Genomic DNA, 17,146 nt, shown 5'->3' on the forward strand with positions numbered 1-17,146 from the left:
TGCGCACTTTACGTAGAGCCGGCAAACTTCCCGTTATGGCGACCTCACCCGGTAGAAGCGCTGCGGACTGTCGGCGGCGCCGGGGTCGGTGAACGTGACCGTACCGCTCGTCGCATTGGTGATGCTGCTGGTCAGGATGGCCCAGGTGCCCGTGACGAGGTCACTCGTGACTTCGACGTGGTACGTAAATGTGGGAGTTGTCGTGTACGTAATCGTTACCGAAGAATCGGGGTTCGGGGTGATGCTCGAGACCGTCAGGTTGTCCGGCGGATCGTTGGTTGTCGCGACGCCGGTTCCTGAAACGGTAAGCGTATTGCCACCGCTGGTGGCGTCCGAGTTGACCGCGAGGTTGCCGGTGTAATTCCCGGCAACCTGCGGCAAGAACGTCGCAGTCACGTTGGTCGAACTGCCGCTCGAGACTGTCCCCGACCAATTTCCGCTGAACCCGGTGGGATAGGTGATGCCGCTGACCGTGAGCGTCGAGTTACCGGTGTTGCCGATTGCAAACGTGAGGTTGCTCGAACCGCCAACAGTCACGTCGCCGAAATCGAGGGCGCCGCTCAGCGAAATCAATCGTGTCGGGATCGGGGCGAAGCTGGCCGTTTCGGTGATCGGTCCGTTCATCGTGACCGGAGCCGGGTTGTTGGTTCCCGAATACGAACCGCTCCCGCTGCCGATCCAGCCATTGAAGACATATCCGTTCGACACTGTCGCGCTGATGTTCACATTGGCGCCGCTATTGTTCCAGCTGTTGGTGGGGCTCACGGTGCCGCCGGTTGCGGCATTCATCGTCAGCAAATATTGCGTCGTGAAATTCCCCGTGTAGGTGAAGTTCGTGTATGCGGTGACCGCATGCGAAATCGCGCCTGCATCGTTCCATGAGTTCCAGCTGTATTGGACGCCGGCGCCTCCGCTCTGGGGCGAAATGGTCGCGACGGTGTGGCTGGTGTTGAATTTCCAGTTAAAGTTCTGCGCCGCGCTGAAATTCGTTGTGTCAGCGCTGAACGATAGCCCCGTCGGACTCGTCTGCACCGTGACCGGGATGTTGGAGGTGACGAAATTAAACGTGAAAGTCGAAGAATCATTGCGAACCTCCGCAATCGTCGAGTTACTGACCGTCAGGCTGCCGATCGCATTGTTCGTGGCATAGAGGGCGTTTCGTCCGCTCGTCCCGAGACCGTAGTTGGGAATATTGATGTAGGAGGCAATTGCGCCGGAGAGGCTGCCCGCGTTCCCGATAATACTCAGGCCATCCGACGCGCTGTCGACGATGTTCAGGTTGTTGAGATTCAATCCCGTGATGCCGCCTGCGTTTGAGTCGATTGTGAGTTGCACGGCCGCGCGCCATTTATAGCCAGGATCGAAACCACCGCAACGAATGACGTCGCAGCGCTGGGCAAATGTGGTCCCGCTGAATGTGTTACCGCCAACAGGGAAAGTGGTGCTGATCAGGATGCCACAGCCGTAGGTGATGTCTTGAAATACACAATCTTCGATGCGATTGCTGATCGCGCCGTAGATCGCCCCGCCGTTGGCCAGGAACGGTGTCAGCGCCGTGCAGTGGGTGATGACGTTGAGTCCGGGAGTAAAATTCTGTGTGGTAAAGGTCGCGGGCCAGAAGGCGAAGCAATCGTCGCCGCAGCCGCGGGCCGTGCAATTCGTCACAATGCAGCCTCGCATGCCCACGTTGCAATTAATCCCGTCGGCGATGATGTCGCGAAAGCGGCAACTGTTAACTACCAAGCCGCTCGAATTCGCAATCCACGCGCCGGTCTTGGTATGTTCGACCCACATATTCGAGATGGTTGACCCCGTGCCGTACGCACCGCCGATGCCATCGTTTGGGTTTTCGTTGTCGTTTCGGTAACTCAGTTTTCCCATGATCGCGATATCCGACAGGCGAATGTTGCTGCCATTTCCATTCAGCAGGATTCGCCGGTTGACTGTCCCGTACAGGTTCGTGTCCCCGACCAGGGTGGTGTACCACATGCCCGCGCCCTGAACCGTCTTGTTTCCGTTGATCGTGATGGCGCCCGTGATCTTGTAATTGCCCGGCGGCAGATAGATATTACTGTTCCCGTTGATGGCAAGCTGCAGCGCGGTTGTATCGTCGTTGACTCCGTCACCAACGGCGTTGTAAGGCGAACTTTTGATGGAGACCGCGCCACCGGGCTGGCTGATCGCCGCGGGAGCGTTTTCCAGGTCAACCAGATCAACGGTGTAAGTCGTCGCTGTGTCGCTCGCGTCCTTTTCGAGGCGAATCACGTCTCCCGGCAAGATCGACAGGCCATTCGTGCGCACCTCGTCGTAGAAGTTTCTCGGCGATCCCGAAGGGGGGTTGTTCGTGAAGGAATACGAGCCGTACAACCACGAGTAGCGAGACGTCATCGGCAGCTTCGCCACGAACGCACCATTTTTGTAGAGGCTGAGGGTGTAGTCGGTTCCCTTTCCGTCCGCCGTATCGGGCACGCTATAACGCACGACGATGGCGGTGGCCGTCGATACGGCGCTGAATTGCATAAACTGTCCGGTCGCACTGAGCTGAACACACTGCCGGCCCGAGGATTCGCCCGCGACTGTGTTGGGCGTATACGATGGCCCGAGGACGGTGCCGTTGTTGGTCATATTCTCGGCTTCGTAGGTGGTCCACGGCACGGTCGCGCCGCTAAACGCCAGGGCAGAGTCCAGCGAAATGACAAGGGTCAGGATTACAGCAAGGTTAAGCATCTTGGCTTTCATAGGTGTCTTCGACTCACTCGCACACGTCAACCCCGACTATAAACAATACTCGCACGGATGACAGCAAACAAGTGCATACTTTACGTAAAGCTCAGAAGCAAGTTGTTGTCTTTGCCAGTTTAGGCGACACACATACCAAGCGAGACATCTCATGCGAACCAACAGTGATTACCGGCATCGGCCATCTCGCAATGACCGGCCTGACGAAGAAGATCGATGAAATCAAAAACGTTGAATCAGCCCTGGTATGCCGTGGGTGACCCGTGGTTTTTGACGCAATCCGAATGGGCTGCGGATAGGAATGTGTACTTCGAAACGATATTCACCCAATCCAATGGATACATGGGTGTCCGAGGGTATACCGAGGAGGCCAACGCCGGGCTGAAGACCTTTCGCGAGGGCTATCTGGCCGGAGTTTTCGGGCAGGTTGACGAGGCCGCGCTGAAACAGGTCCGCGTCAACTACGGCTGGCCCATGGTGGCCATGATAACGCTTCCGGAACTGTTTGCCTGCGAGATCAAATTGGAAGGGGAACCCTTCAATCTCTCCCAAGGAACCATCGATTTTTTCAGCCGGTCGCTGAATATGTACAATGGCGTATTGTCCCGGCACGTGGTCTGGGTCAGCCCGACCGGGTTGCGCACGCGGCTGCTCTTTGAGCGATTCCTCTCGGCGGCTGAACCGCATCTGGGGATGCAACAAATCACGCTCTTGCCGGAGAATTGGAGCGGCAAGGCAATCTTGAAATTCGAACTCGATGGCGCGTACCCAACCTATTTCCGGTGCGGGGACCGGTCCCTGCCTCACTTGCGCGAAGATCTCCTGGAGAGTCCACAAGTCAAGCTGGGTGAGGGTGGGGAAGCCAGCCTGGCTGTCCGTGTCAAGGGCACGGGCCACGCGGTGAGTATTGCGTCACACGTCGCCGGCGGTCCGTGCGACATGTCCACACGAAACTCAACGGTCTTGAGACAAGAGGTCACGCTCGCGCTACGCAAACGGGAACCCGTGAGTGTCCTTCATGCCGTGGCAGTAGTCAGTTCGCGGGACGAAGTGGAACCATCGCGCGTCCCCGAGGTGGCCACCGATATCGCGCGTGAGGCGGCGAGAGTCGGTTATCACAGTTCCCTGGCGGAATCCGAGAAAATCTGGCGGCGTCGCTGGGCAATGGCAGACGTGACGATTGACGGCCCGGCAAGAGATCAAGCCTACCTTCGGTTCGGCTCATTCAGCATGCTGCAGATGGCCCCGTTTCATACGGACAAGATCAGCGTACCGGCGCGCGCGTATGCCTTTAACCGGTATCACGGCTTGTATTACTGGGACAGTGAAACCTTCTTGTTGCCGTACTACCTGCACACCTATCCCGAGGTGGCAGAGAAATTATTGAGCTTCCGCTATCGAACATTGGAGGGAGCGCGACGGAACGCCCGACGTTTGAAGTCGCCGGGCGCTTGTTTTCCGTGGATGGCTGATTCCCAGGATGGGACTGAACAGGCGCCGTGGAGTATCGGTGACTACGTGTGGCATCAGAACGCGGACATTGCGTATGCGATTGACCAATACGTGCAGGTCACTGGCGATCACAAGTTCTTGCTCGAAAAGGGGCTGGAGATACTCGTGGACAGCGCGCGCTTCTGGATGTCGCGCATGGAGGAGGACAAGGCGGGCGTGGTGCATCTGCATGACACCGTCGGGCCGGACGAACTCGACAAGCACGGCAAGGACAACGGTTACACAAGTCTTATGGCGCGGCGTCATCTTCAGCTCGCCGCGCGTTGGCTCAAGAGCATCAAGGCCACTGAACCGCATGCCGCGAAGGCACTGATTGAGAAGCTGGAGATCGGGGCCGGAGAGGTTGCGAATTGGACGAACGCGGCCAAGCGGATGGCGGTCCCGTCGGTTCCGGGTCGCGATATCCCTCTCCAGGACGAATTCCTGCTTGGCAAGAAAACACTCGATTTCAAAGGAATAAGTGCTGACGAGGCGTATGCCATGCGACACACGCACCGAGTGGTGAAACAGTCGGACATCATCCTTGCGATGTACTTGTTGCAGGAGGACTTCACCGTGGAGCAAATGCGGGAGGCCTATGACTTCTATGAGCCGATGACTCTCCACTACTCGTCGTTGAGCTACAACACCCACTCGATCCTGGCAACCAAGATCGGCCGGGAACAACAAGCCTACGATTACTTCTGCAAAGCGGCCGGACTGGATCTGGATGATGGGCGGGGGACGATCGCGGACGGACTTCATGCTGCTGCCCTGGGCGGTACCTGGCTGACTCTCGTCTACGGGTTTCTGGGGATGCGCCTTCTCCCCAAGGGCATCGCGTTTGAACCACGCCTCCCGGAGGCCTGGAAATCCGTGTCACTTCGGATTGCCTACCGGGGATATCGATTGAACCTGACCCTGGCACACGACGTTCACCGATTGGACGTTGAGGGATCGGAAGGGCAACCGCAGGCGCGGGTGGTTCTTAATGGCGAAGAGCATCTTCTGCGAGATGAACTGAGCGTGACCTCGCCCGCTCAGGGTGTTGAACTAAATCAGCAGTTCCTGCGAAGCGCGCAATCCAATGAGAACAATCAAAGCCGTTATCTTTGATCTGGATGGGGTCATCGTTTCGACCGACGAGCACCACTTCCAGGCCTGGAAGCGACTGGCGGATTCGTTGGGGATTCCGTTTGGCCGGGAATCGAACGACCGGCTGCGGGGGGTCAGCCGAATGGAGTCATTGGAGATCATGTTGGAGAAGTCGGCCAGGCGGTATTCGCTGGATGAGAAACGCGAGTTGGCCGAGCGCAAGAACACCTATTACCGGGAATCACTAAAGGGATTGTCGGCGGCTGACATTTTACCCGGCGTCATTGACATGATCAGAGCGTTGAAGGACCGTAGGGTAAAGATCGCGATTGGCTCCTCGAGTAAAAATGCCCGCACAATCCTGCGGGCCGTGGGCTTGGAAAATGATTTCGACGTCATCGCCGATGGCAACCACGTCACCCGGTCCAAGCCGGATCCGGAAGTATTCACGATCGCGGCCATGCGACTCGGCATCTCCCCGGAGGAATGTTTGGTTGTCGAAGATGCCGAGGCCGGCGTCGAGGCCGGATTGGCTGCTGGCATGAGTGTGCTGGCGGTCGGCGCCGCCAGCGGGCACCCACGGGCTACTCGATTTGCGGAAGATCTGTCCTGTGTTTCGGCTGACGAGTTGCTTTTGACAGAAAGTGTCTGCAGCCAATGAATAGAAAGCGATCGATCAGGCCGGTTACCACAGGGGATGGACATGTGTTTCGGACAGCCTTTGAAGGGAGCGGCAAGATCCCCCGGAGGGATGCTTTACGTAAAGTGGGCTTCTCGTTGCGCCTGGGAAACATGTCTGAGAAAGTGGTAACGTTCAAGAGTGCGGGATTTCTAATGCTCGAGATGGGAACATAAGAAACGATGCGATCCCAATTTGGAAACAGAGGAAGCGGACTCGTGGCCAAAATAAACAGTTTTCGTATTGAAAAACGGTCGTTGAGGAGCGCCTTTACGCTCATCGAGCTCCTTGTCGTCATTGCGATTATCGGGATACTGGCGGCCATGCTGCTGCCGGCTTTAAATAAAGCGCGGGAGAAAGCGCTTACCGCAAGCTCTGTTGCCAACCTGAAAGAGATCTTTTTGCTCGTACGCATGTATGTGGACGACTACGACGGTTATTGGCCGAAACCGTTGGGCAATGATCCCATAATCAACGGTGACACCACGTACACGTGGCGGCGTAATGTTTGGGAACACGACTTCGGCGCATTTCCCACCACCTTCGCGGGTTTTCAGGAGGCCATGGGCAAACCAAGCTACGCCAGAACCATGTGGTGTCCTCTCATGGTCAGGAAGTTTAACCAGGAGGAACATTTTGTGGGCCGAGGTAGTTACGCCTTCCACAAATTCTTTCAGATAGAAGACACGTGTTCGGGGTGCATATTTGGCGGCGGCTCGGTGAAGTATCGACGCGATGGCGACCCGGCGATGGTGGGGAACGTCATGCCGGCTATTATGACGGGGAGTGTTGGGATTGGTGGCTCGCTCCAGCCTACCTTTGGCGCTTGGGGCAGGCTGGAATATGCAAAAGTCACCGATAACCCCGTATCGGATGGGGCGAATGGTTGGAAGTACCTCAATTACGCATACGGTGACGCAGCCTTGGGACTTTACGTCGACGGCCATGTGGGGCTAATCACCAAGGCTCAGGCCAGTGACCCGGCCTTTATCAGTGCCATGAGCGACGCCACGAAGTTGCCGTAAGACGTTGACAGGTTTTGATTGGTAAAGACTGAAATAGCGAGTTGAACCGAAGGTTCTCGACGCCGACTGAAGTTGCGAAAGGGAATATCATGAGAACGTGTAGGGTAATTGCCAAGGTTGGTTTTGTCGTCGCGGTGGCGCTGGTACTCGTCCTGGCTTTCGCGCCTCCGGCCCAAAGCCAATGCTCCACCGATTTGACCAAAATGGTGTTGATTGATTTCGGCAACACGAATACCACCGGTGGCTTCAATACAACGAGCCCCGACGCATTCGGGCATTATTGGAACACCGTTGACTTTGCCTACGCGATCCTGACGAATGCGGCCGGCCAGCTGACGACTTTGGCTTATGGTTCTGATTTCATCACAGGGTTTGACTCTTACAACGGCCCTGCTTCCGACACCAACGGATTCACCACGAATCCAGCCAACTCCGACGTCAATCCCGCCGCGCTTGGCTGTTTGAGCATCGATACCGCCGTCGCCGACTATATCGTCACCTCCGCGTTTCAAATCCAGGGGATGAATCCGTCCAAGAAATACGCCGTAAGCTTTTTTGGATCACTGAAGTATCCCGACAGTGAACTCACGACCTACTCGCTGTGCACGGCTGGTTATTCGACCGTTCTCACATCGATCACCCTCAATGTCGGCAGTGGAGCGATCAACAATACCAACCAGCTGGCAGTGCTCAGCGGAGTTTCACCACAGTCCGACGGCGTCATGTACGTCAAATTCCAGGGCACGAATTCCGGCGGCGCCACTCCCATACAAGGCATCCTGAACGACATGTCGATCGTGGATTTGTCTACGGGTGTCGTAGTGATACCTCCTCCGGTAGCCCAGACGATGTTGCTCGATTTCGGCGACAACAACAGCTTCCGGGGCACGAACACACCGAGCCCGGACGCCCAGGGTCATTACTGGAACAACCTGGGCGTTAATTTCATCGGCAGTCCTCTCGTGCTTACGAACGCGGCCGGTGCCTCAATGGGCATCAGCTTCATGTTCGACGCCAGTAACCCCGCCTATACAAACGCGTCGAGTGGCTTCGGAACGGATTCTTATAACGGCCCTGCCGGACCGACCGACTGCGGGCCGCCCTCTTGCAGCATCGGCAACTGTGTTTTCAACCCGACTGCGCTCGGCTACCTGGGCCAGACCAATGCCGTGTATGACTATTTCGTCAGCGCACACTTCATATTGCAAAACATGAATCCGGCCCATCAATACTCACTGACCTTCTTCGGTTCACACAAGTTTAGCTTCAATCCTACGACGGTTTACTCCGTGTATAGTGACACGAATTATTCGACGCTGATCGCTTCGACCAACCTGCTGGTCGGCAGCGGAGCCGCCCAGAATCAGGACACGTTGGCTGTGCTGAGCCCGATCACGCCAACGACCGGCGCGTTGTACATTAAGTTCATTGCTCCCGATGGCAACCTTGGCTACCTGAACTGTATGCAGATCGTCGATCTTACGCCTCCCTCAAACGATCCCTTCACGACCTGGCAAACCCACTATTTCCCGGGTGGTGGACCGAATTCGGCCCCGGGCGCCGACCCGGATGGTGATGGCTTGATCAACACCAACGAGTTCCTGGCAGGCTTCAACCCGGTCAATAGCGCCGCCAGCCCGCACATTATTAGCGTCGCGAAGACGAATTCGACTAACCTCGTGATTACGTATCTCGGGGCCAGCGGCGACAACACTTATTCGCCGGGGTTCACCTCGCGCACCAATGTGCTCGAATTTACCACCGGCACTGTTAACGGAAGCTACTCGTCTAATAACTTTGTCAGCACCGGTCAGACCAACATTCTGAGCGGAGGTATCGGCCTGGGTGCCGTGACAAGTTTCATCGAAACCAATGTGGTGGCCGGGCCGACGCGCTATTATCGAGTACGCGTGTTAGTGCCGTAAGTTGGAACATTATGTGGAGCACAGTCGAGACGATGACAGGAAACCCAATTAACAAGGACCTGCGTTCACGACTCGGTGAGCCTATCGACCGGCTGCGCTCCGCGACTTTTGGGACGTGCCAAAGCAGTCGAAAAGCTGCTGAAAAGGTAGTAAGTTTACGTAAAGTTATGTTGTAGTTCCCTTTGGGAACCAGTTTAGGTAGTGTTTGCACTCGAAGCGAGACGAGTGTGGAGAACTCCAGATAGCCGTGCGACCGGAAAAACATTCGCAGCACGTATACTTTCTGGGAACAACGGGATAAAAGCGAGAAAGGGAGAAACATGAGGTATTCTATGAAGCACAAAGCATTCACAAAACAATTGGCGGCCATGCTTGCCATTGTTGTTGGATTGGCTCTGGCCAGTTCGACGCAGGCGCAATTCGTAACCGGCCAACCGACTCTGAACAATATCAATCCTAATGGCACGTTCCCGAGCGGCGCTTGGACCACTGCGAACATGGCGGACACCGCGACCGGCTTGCAGATCACCGCACCCGGGGGCCCCGGCACATTCAGCACGTTGTATTACCCGCTCCCGGCTCCCCAAGTGACACCACTCAACACCCAGGATAATGCAGTTATATTTACCTGGACTTGGAATTCCGGGAATGCCGTTGGGGGTGTTAACGTATTGTTCGCACTGGATGACAATAATGGCGGTGTTGATTACTATGACGCGATCGTTCCTGCGTATAGCTTAACCCCCGTTCCAGGTACGACTTATTCCATTACCCTCCCTCTTCAACAGCCTAATCAGGCCAACGTTGCAGCCGGCTTTCCGATCGGTGGTCTCAACTTCCAGATCGACCCGGCTAATGTTAGTGGGAATTACACCATGACGATGAACAGCATCCAGTTGATTCCGGAGCCCGCCACCTTGTCGCTCGTCGGCTTGGGGCTGCTGGGGCTGCTCGGCCTGCGTCGCCGTCGCACGTCCTAGTTGTTGACTCTGTCAAAAGTGTTGCATGCAAACGGGCCCACCGCCGACGCGGTGGGCCCGTTTGTTATTTCGTCGCGCTGCTGCCTTCACGTTCAGTACGATGGGTGGCGCGACCAAGCAGTTGGCGAACCCTTGGAAGCTCAAATCGCAAAGTTCGCAAACCGTCCAAAGTGGGGAGCCAGTTTTGTGGATCCGAACACTGGTAGGAGGTGTATTGTAAATTACACACATGACACGAGCCGTGCACAGCGGTATCGAGACGCCATGTTCGTCGCGCTGACGACGCCGAGGTAGTCGGTGACCGCGCTGCTGCCACTGCACCCCGGCTACGGCACCAGCCGCACGCGGTACTGGCGAGTCGAATAGTTAGTGGCGACGCCGACATCCGTGTAGTTGGTTGTCGTGTCACCGGTGACGTTGATGATGATAGGCCCGCTGATGTCGGCAAATCCGTTGGTGCTGTAATCACCTCCTGATCTGGCCTGAACGCCATTGGTTCGTACGCCCGCCGTTTTCCACGTGATCGTCAGGTTCGTCCCCTGCGGCGCAATCGCGATGACTCGAAATACTGAGGCAGGATTGGTGGGATTAAGCCCGAGCAAGAATTGGTTGGTATTACTGACTCCTTTACCGAACGGATCGGCGCTGGCTTGCGCCTGTGGGCAATTGGTGCAACCGAAATATAACATTTGCCATTGCTGGTATGCCGGCAACGGCACGGCCGCCGCTTCATTGGAGTTGGTGCTTTCGGCACCGGCGTTGACTGCCGTGGCGACATAATAATAGTGCACCCCGTTGGTCACGCTGCTGTCAGTATAACCCGTATTGGCCAGTCCGTTGGTGATGGTTGCGTAGGGGCCGCCGCTTACCAGCGCGCGTTTGACATTATAGCCCGTCGCACCGAATGACGCGCTCCAACTCAGTGCCACCTGTGCGTCGCCTGCTGTCGCCGTCAATCCGGCCGGCGCGGCCGGCGGTAAAGCGCCGCCAAACTGAAACCAGTTCAGGTTTCCAAGGCCACTCGATCCACTGAAAACAGCATACAGATCGTGCAGACCGCTGGCACCTGATACTGGTTGGCGAATGGTCTGCCAGGTTTGCCAACCGCCAGTAGATGGGAGCGCGAAGGAGCTGATGATTGGCCCGGTCGGGCTGTCGAGATGCAGCGCCAGGGTACCGCCGCCAAAACTTGCCTCGCGCACACTGACATTGGTGAAACCCGCACCGAAGTTCACATTCTGGTACACGGCGTAGTCACCCCCGTCAGCATACCCTACATCATAACCGCCCTGGGTGTCGGTCGTCGTCTCGGTCTCCAGGCCAGCGGTGGAATTGAAACTCGACGCTTGGAGTTGCAATGCCGCCGGAAATTGGTAACCGCCGCTTTGGGTCCCGGTCCAGGTAAAAGTCGCTCCCGAGTAGGGGGCAAGCGTATAGGTGAACATCTTGCTCCCCCATTGGACCTGGAACGTATTGTTACTGGTCGTGTCATTAAAAGCTACCAACACCTTCGAGTTATCCGGGTTCACGAAGGCCGCGCTGACGACCCCCGCGGCGTTCCCCGAATAGACCCGGTATGCACCCGGCAGGACAAATTTACTGAAATGTCCCAGGGTATAGTATTCAATGTCGAAGGTAAGAGCGCCCGAGGAGCTGTTAATCGTTACCAAGGGGTTGCAATCGGAGCAACCACCGTCATGCGGGCCATGATTCTGGTCCAGGGCGATGCTCCATTTGACGTAGGCCTTGCCCCAGTTTCGCATGACCTGGGTTATCTCCTCGAAGTCCGCCTTGACCGCATCACTGATCGAGACTTCGCCGGAGTGCTCGGTCAGGTAATCTCCCTTGGTAGGATATTTGTTGGCCAGGATGGTCATCACGCCGGGTGTGCCACCGTATCCGTGCCAGGCGATGCCTGCGACCCGGCTCGAACCCAACACGGTGGCGTCCGACAAAACCGTGTCGGGATAATCCGGCCGGTCCCAGTTGTGATCATAGACCAACACCCTGGCGCTGATATTGCTTGCCGCCAGGGCCGGCAGAACGTAATCACGCAGAACGACCAATTGCGTGGCGGCATCCATGGACATCCCGGGGTAATTGCCGGGCACAAACAGCGGTTCATTCTGCAGCGAGATGTAATGGGTCGGGATTCCCGCCGCCTGGTAGGCCTGGATATACTTGACGAAGTATTGCGCGAACGATGGGTACATGTTTGTCAGCAGGGACCCGCCAACCATTGAACCCGTGGTTTTCATCCAACCGGGGGGACTCCAGGGGTTCGCCATGATCGTGAGTTGCGGATTGAGCTGCAGGGCCTGTTGAACCAAAGGAATAATGTCCGCCTGATCGTGTGCAATGGAAAAGGAAGTCAAGTTCGTATCTGTCTGGCCGGACGACAGGTCGTCGTAAGAATACTGCGTTCGTGCCAGGTCTGACGCCCCCATTGGATTTCGAACAAAACTCACGCCGATGCCGCTGCCATTGCGGGTGAAAAGGTTGGACATGGCGTTACTGCGGACCAATGGTGTAGCCACCTCGCTTAGCAGGTAACCCGCTGAGTCCGTGAATGAGGCGCCGAACCCTTCCACTCGCTGGTAGATTTGCGTCTCATCAACGAACACAGGATTGCTCCCGCCGCTGCCGGTGGTGAACGTTACCGGAGCGACTGACTGAAGTTTATTGACCTGATCGTCGGTCGTAAGCCAGACACTTACGGTTTGGGCTTTTGCATCAGCGCCGGCGACCAACAGCAGAATAAGGCAGGCGAGGCCGAGACGCCAAAGTCGGGCGACAGTGAGCGACGCCGGGGGCCAACATGCGATTCCTTGCCAAAGCCTTTGACGGGAAGCCATTGAGAATGTTCGTTCGGGAAGCATTAAAATAATTGGTATGGATACCAAAAACAATCGTAATTGTCACTCGCAATCTGTGCCGCGGGGATGAAGCTGGACGTTACCAGCAGGCGCCCGCTCATTTTTTGAGAGATTGGGATTGACAAAATCGGATGGTTTTGGTATCGATACCTCCAGCGAGTCGGGAAGTACAGCGTGACGGGTAAACCAATCCAAATGGAGAAGCAGGCATGAACAAAATCCTATTATGTATCGTTAGTTTGGTGAGTGCTGCCAGTTTGGCATCGGCAGCCAATAATGTGTCCTACACGGCAACAGCTAATCCAGCTAGCAACCCGGATGGAGTAGATCAAAGTGCAAACCCCGTTGATGTTTGGACGGTAACCACCACCCCGGGGTTCAACGGCACTGATGGCTCGGGAAGCTATTACGGTTCCCAACCCAGTCTGGGCAATGCCTGGCAGTTGTTTAGCTTCCAGAACTCCGGAGTTGGACATGGTGGAAGTGCGTTTGCCACCACTACATTTGCTGGCGGAGCTTTGGCTATCGGACAAACCGTTTCTATCAACTTCAATATGCGGGCCCTCGACGCCCCGGGCGGTGGCACTAATCTATCAATTAACGGGCAGGCTGGCATTAGTTTGTTGAATGGCTCTGGTAGCGCAATTACATTTGCGATTATTGGAGGTGGCCCCAATAATTACTACTATACCGATGCCGGGTCCACGGGTGCCAATGCAGGGCCCATGCCTTACCAATATCAGAGCTTCTTTAACATTGCCATTACTGCTACAGGCCCCGGTACCTATAGCGCCGTTGCTGGTTCAGACAGTTGGAGTGGCACATATTCCGGATCCCTTATTGGAATGCAAGTGTTCGATTCCAAGGGGGGCAATGGCAGCGATGTCGGGTTCAATAATTTAATGGTTGTTCCTGAACCCGGCACATTCGGCCTTGTTGCAGGTGGCTTGGCGGTTTTCGGATTGGGATTCCGTCGGCGCGCCCGGCGTTCCTGAATTACCCATCTGTCGGTTGACAACAGCGGCCCAACCCGATAAATGCGTCGGGTTGGGCTTGCCGTTGATGAGATTCGATGAAACTGGCTCCGCTACGTCAGTCAAGAAGCGTTGACACCACAACACGCGCAATGCTACTGACTATTGCCATGCGAGGCAAAGTGCCCGAAAAGGTAACGATGGGCGACATCGCGCGCGCGAGCGGTGTTTCGCCGATGACCGTCTCCCGCGTTCTCAACAACAATCCCGCGGTCAAGGAAGCCAGCCGGAAACGGGTCCTGGCGGTGACAAAGCGGTTGAATTATCATGTGGACATCGTCGCGCGCCAGCTAAGGGCCCAGCACACTTTTCAACTCGGCGTGGTTGTCCCGTTCCGAGGATTGGTGGGCACCTATTATTTCGGGCAAATTCTCCAGGGGATTCAACAAGTCCTGACGGGAACGGATTATCATATTGCCCTGTATGACAGCCTTTCAGAGGATTTCAACGACATTCCCAAGTGCGTCAACCTCTGTCACGAGCGACGGGTGAGCGGCCTGATTGTCGTCGCCCCGGAACTCAGCGCCAGATTTCCCAAGACCTTTGCCAATTTGAAGATGCCGATCATCGTGGTCGGCAGTTCCCTGGGCCGGCAGGCGATTAGTTACGTCGATGTCGATAACCATGGCGGCGCCTGCGCGATGACCGAACACCTGATTGGCTTGGGACATACAAAAATTGGGTTCGTCAGCGGTCGAGCGGACATGCGGGACGCCACGCAGCGTGAGCTTGGGTTTCGAAAGACAATGGAAAAGCACGGGCTGCCGGTCGTGGCGGAATGGATCATTCAGGGTGAATATGAAGCCCGGAAATCGTTTCAGGTCAGCATGAACCTGCTGGCCAAGAGCGAGCGTCCAACCGCGATCTTCGCAGCGAACGATCAAATGGCTTATGGCGTCATCGACGCTGCCCGTATTTTGGGACTGCAGGTTCCCGAGGATCTTTCAGTCGGAGGGTTCGATGACATCCAGAGTTCGGCGGAGTTTGTGCCCTCGCTGACTACTGTCGGGCAACCCATGCTGGATCTCGGCCTGGTAGCGGCGCGTTATATTCTCGATGTTTTGTCCAAGACAGGTGCCGCGGTTCTACATCGGAAATTGCCGGCCCAATTGGTAACACGTTCCTCGACCGCGATGCCGTCCCAACCATGCCGATTGGCCGCATCCGACGATCCACAGTCCAAGATCTCTCGCATCGACCAGGGCTGATCGATTTACCCGAGCGGCTGACGGGCGGGCCCTCGTGGCGACTGGAATCGAAGAGCGTCCAGCCGCGAGTAAATCGAGGCGTCATTCCAAATAATACAAAAAGTATTTGACACCTTCCGTTGAATTTGGTATCGATACCACAGGCTTAACGACAACTTCGGGTCACGGGAAGGAAACAGCGTATCATGAAAAGAATTACCTTTTGCGCACACTTCACGAGTTTGATGGTCGGCTTCGCGAAGACGAGCAACCAAAGCGGGCGAACCGGTCGCCTTCCGAGACAGCGAATGGCAGGACCCTTGTTGAGCGGCGTGTTGCTGGCGGCAGTGGCGCTGGCCTCGCCCTCCAGTCGAGCTGCCCTGGTGACGTATGACGGCTTTAACTACCCCACCATCGGCCCCTTTACCATCGACGGACAGCCAAGCAATGGCACGCAAGCGTCCAACGGATGGGACAATGTGACGTGGGGGCAATTCTTCGCCGGCGGCGCGAAAAGCTACGTCGTCACGAACGGCAGTCTGGCGGATCCCAGCGGGTTGCTGTACAGGTATTCCAATTGTGTCTATACGACCGGGGGTTCTGCGGGGCGCTACAACACGACTCCGGCAAACTGGGCGACACCGGGCGCCACCTATTACTTCAGCATTCTCATCAAGCCCGCGAACACGCCGGTAACGACGAACTATTACGGTTTGCTGTTCCTCAGCAATGGCGGCAATACAGGGGATGGGCACAACCTCTTTGCTGGCAAGAATGGTTCCGGACTTAACTGGGGCCTTGAATACTCCACAAACGTCATATCCGGCAACACGACGAACCTGTCCTTTGTTGATACCTATTCCGGGGTGCCGGCGACCGCGAACCAAACCGCCTTCTTGGTGGTGCGCGTCGACTTCAATTTCGGCACACCCGATGTGTTCAGTCTCTATGTGAATCCGACGCCGGGCGGTCCTGAACCGGCTACCCCGGATGCGGTGCTCACCAACGATATCGGCACTCAGAACGGCGTCGAGATGCTCACGGGCAATGGGGGCGCCGCCTTCTTCGATGAAATCCGGCTGGGGGCGACATTTGCCTCGGTGACGCCGACGACGAGCGCGACGGACCCCAACCTGCTCACGTGGGAACAATTCGCCTATAATCAGGGCACGAGCCTGGGCACACTCAATGGCCAGCCCAACGATGGCACGCAAGGCTCGAATGGATGGGATGGTGTTACGTGGGGACAATTCCTCGGCGGTGCAAACGGTTACACCATCGGCAACGGCAGCCTTTCCGATCCGAGCAACATGCTAGTGACAACCGGAAATCGCGTGCAAACCTCGGGTGGTTTCGCGGGGCGCTTCAATGTTTATACGGGCCTGCCGGGACATACGAATGCGAACCCCACGTACTACAGCGTCCTAATACGGCCTGACAATCTGGGTGCCACCAACGGTATCGCTTATCTGCAGATCTTCGGACAGCCGAATGGAAATGATCTGCTGGCAGGGAAGCTTACTGGAAGCACTTTTTGGGGGCTTCAATCGGGGACCAACTTGGGGCAAGCGTTTTCCACCGTGCAAGCCGTGTCGAATCAGACAGCGTTCCTGGTGGTGCGCGGCAATTATGTTCAGGGTGGCCCCTCCACGTTCCTACTCTATGTAAACCCAACGCCGGGTGCGCCGGAACCTGCCACACCGGATGCGTCGGTTTCATTCAATATCCAAACTCAGAATGGGGTCGCTTTCAATACGCAGAACGGGGCCGCGGCCAGCTTCGACGAGATTCGCGTCGGCACAAACTACGCCGATGTCACGCCGGCGGTGACGGTGGTCGCGAATCCTTTCGTCATCACGTCGATCCAGCTCCTGGGCGGTACGAACGCGGTGATCAGCTTCACCACAACCTCTACCAACGTCTATAGCGTGGAGGCAAATAGCGACCTCGTCACCGGTACGTGGACTACGGTAGCCAGTGGCATACCGGGAACTGGCGGGATTGTCCAAAGTACCAATGCGGTGCCGCCTGGCGCCTTGAAGAGGTTCTACCGCGCCCGGCACCCCTGAACGCGGTAATAACAACGTCATGACAGGAAATGGGAATGCGGAGCGC

At 56.4% G+C, this 17,146-nt stretch carries 10 protein-coding genes; 8 read left to right on the forward strand and 2 right to left on the reverse strand.

The features are described from left to right. Positions 1–33: 33 nt before the first annotated feature. The gene (locus VNL17_13030) at positions 34–2,739 is read right to left on the reverse strand and encodes a glycosyl hydrolase family 28-related protein (protein HXI85004.1); all 2,706 of its coding nucleotides are present in this window, start codon (positions 2,737–2,739) and stop codon (positions 34–36) included. Between the two features lie 216 nt (positions 2,740–2,955). Here VNL17_13030 and VNL17_13035 point away from each other — a divergent pair, with 216 nt between their 5' ends. The 5 genes from VNL17_13035 to VNL17_13055 all read left to right on the forward strand — a co-directional run bounded on the left by VNL17_13035 (position 2,956) and on the right by VNL17_13055 (position 9,934). After that, positions 2,956–5,346, forward strand: a complete 2,391-nt coding sequence (locus tag VNL17_13035) for a glycosyl hydrolase family 65 protein (GenBank protein ID HXI85005.1) — start codon at positions 2,956–2,958, stop codon at positions 5,344–5,346. Continuing rightward, positions 5,318–5,986: a beta-phosphoglucomutase gene (gene pgmB / locus VNL17_13040; protein ID HXI85006.1), complete on the forward strand. Its 669-nt coding sequence runs from the start codon at positions 5,318–5,320 to the stop codon at positions 5,984–5,986. The genes VNL17_13035 and pgmB overlap by 29 nt, the downstream gene beginning before the upstream one ends. A 236-nt stretch (positions 5,987–6,222) precedes the next feature. Next, positions 6,223–7,029, forward strand: a complete 807-nt coding sequence (locus VNL17_13045) for a type II secretion system protein (protein HXI85007.1) — start codon at positions 6,223–6,225, stop codon at positions 7,027–7,029. 89 nt (positions 7,030–7,118) lie between these two features. Then, entirely contained in the window at positions 7,119–8,954 is a 1,836-nt protein-coding gene (locus VNL17_13050) for a hypothetical protein (GenBank protein ID HXI85008.1), read from the forward strand. Positions 8,955–9,286: 332 nt separating this feature from the next. Beyond that, the gene (locus tag VNL17_13055; GenBank protein ID HXI85009.1) at positions 9,287–9,934 is read left to right on the forward strand and encodes a PEP-CTERM sorting domain-containing protein; all 648 of its coding nucleotides are present in this window, start codon (positions 9,287–9,289) and stop codon (positions 9,932–9,934) included. Between the two features lie 326 nt (positions 9,935–10,260). On the opposite strand, the gene VNL17_13060 is transcribed toward VNL17_13055, so the two are convergent. Further along, on the reverse strand, positions 10,261–12,789 hold the full coding sequence (locus VNL17_13060; GenBank protein HXI85010.1) for a carbohydrate-binding protein: 2,529 nt from the start codon (positions 12,787–12,789) through the stop codon (positions 10,261–10,263). Between the two features lie 230 nt (positions 12,790–13,019). Here VNL17_13060 and VNL17_13065 point away from each other — a divergent pair, with 230 nt between their 5' ends. From VNL17_13065 to VNL17_13075, 3 genes are all read left to right on the forward strand, one after another. After that, positions 13,020–13,805, forward strand: coding sequence for a PEP-CTERM sorting domain-containing protein (locus VNL17_13065; protein ID HXI85011.1), 786 nt, complete (start codon positions 13,020–13,022; stop codon positions 13,803–13,805). A 149-nt stretch (positions 13,806–13,954) separates the two neighbouring features. Continuing rightward, entirely contained in the window at positions 13,955–15,052 is a 1,098-nt protein-coding gene (locus tag VNL17_13070; GenBank protein HXI85012.1) for a LacI family DNA-binding transcriptional regulator, read from the forward strand. Between the two features lie 185 nt (positions 15,053–15,237). Next, on the forward strand, positions 15,238–17,100 hold the full coding sequence (locus VNL17_13075; GenBank protein HXI85013.1) for a hypothetical protein: 1,863 nt from the start codon (positions 15,238–15,240) through the stop codon (positions 17,098–17,100). Positions 17,101–17,146 lie beyond the last annotated feature (46 nt).

The organism is Verrucomicrobiia bacterium (assembly GCA_035577545.1).
Lineage (GTDB): Bacteria > Verrucomicrobiota > Verrucomicrobiia > Palsa-1439 > Palsa-1439 > Palsa-1439.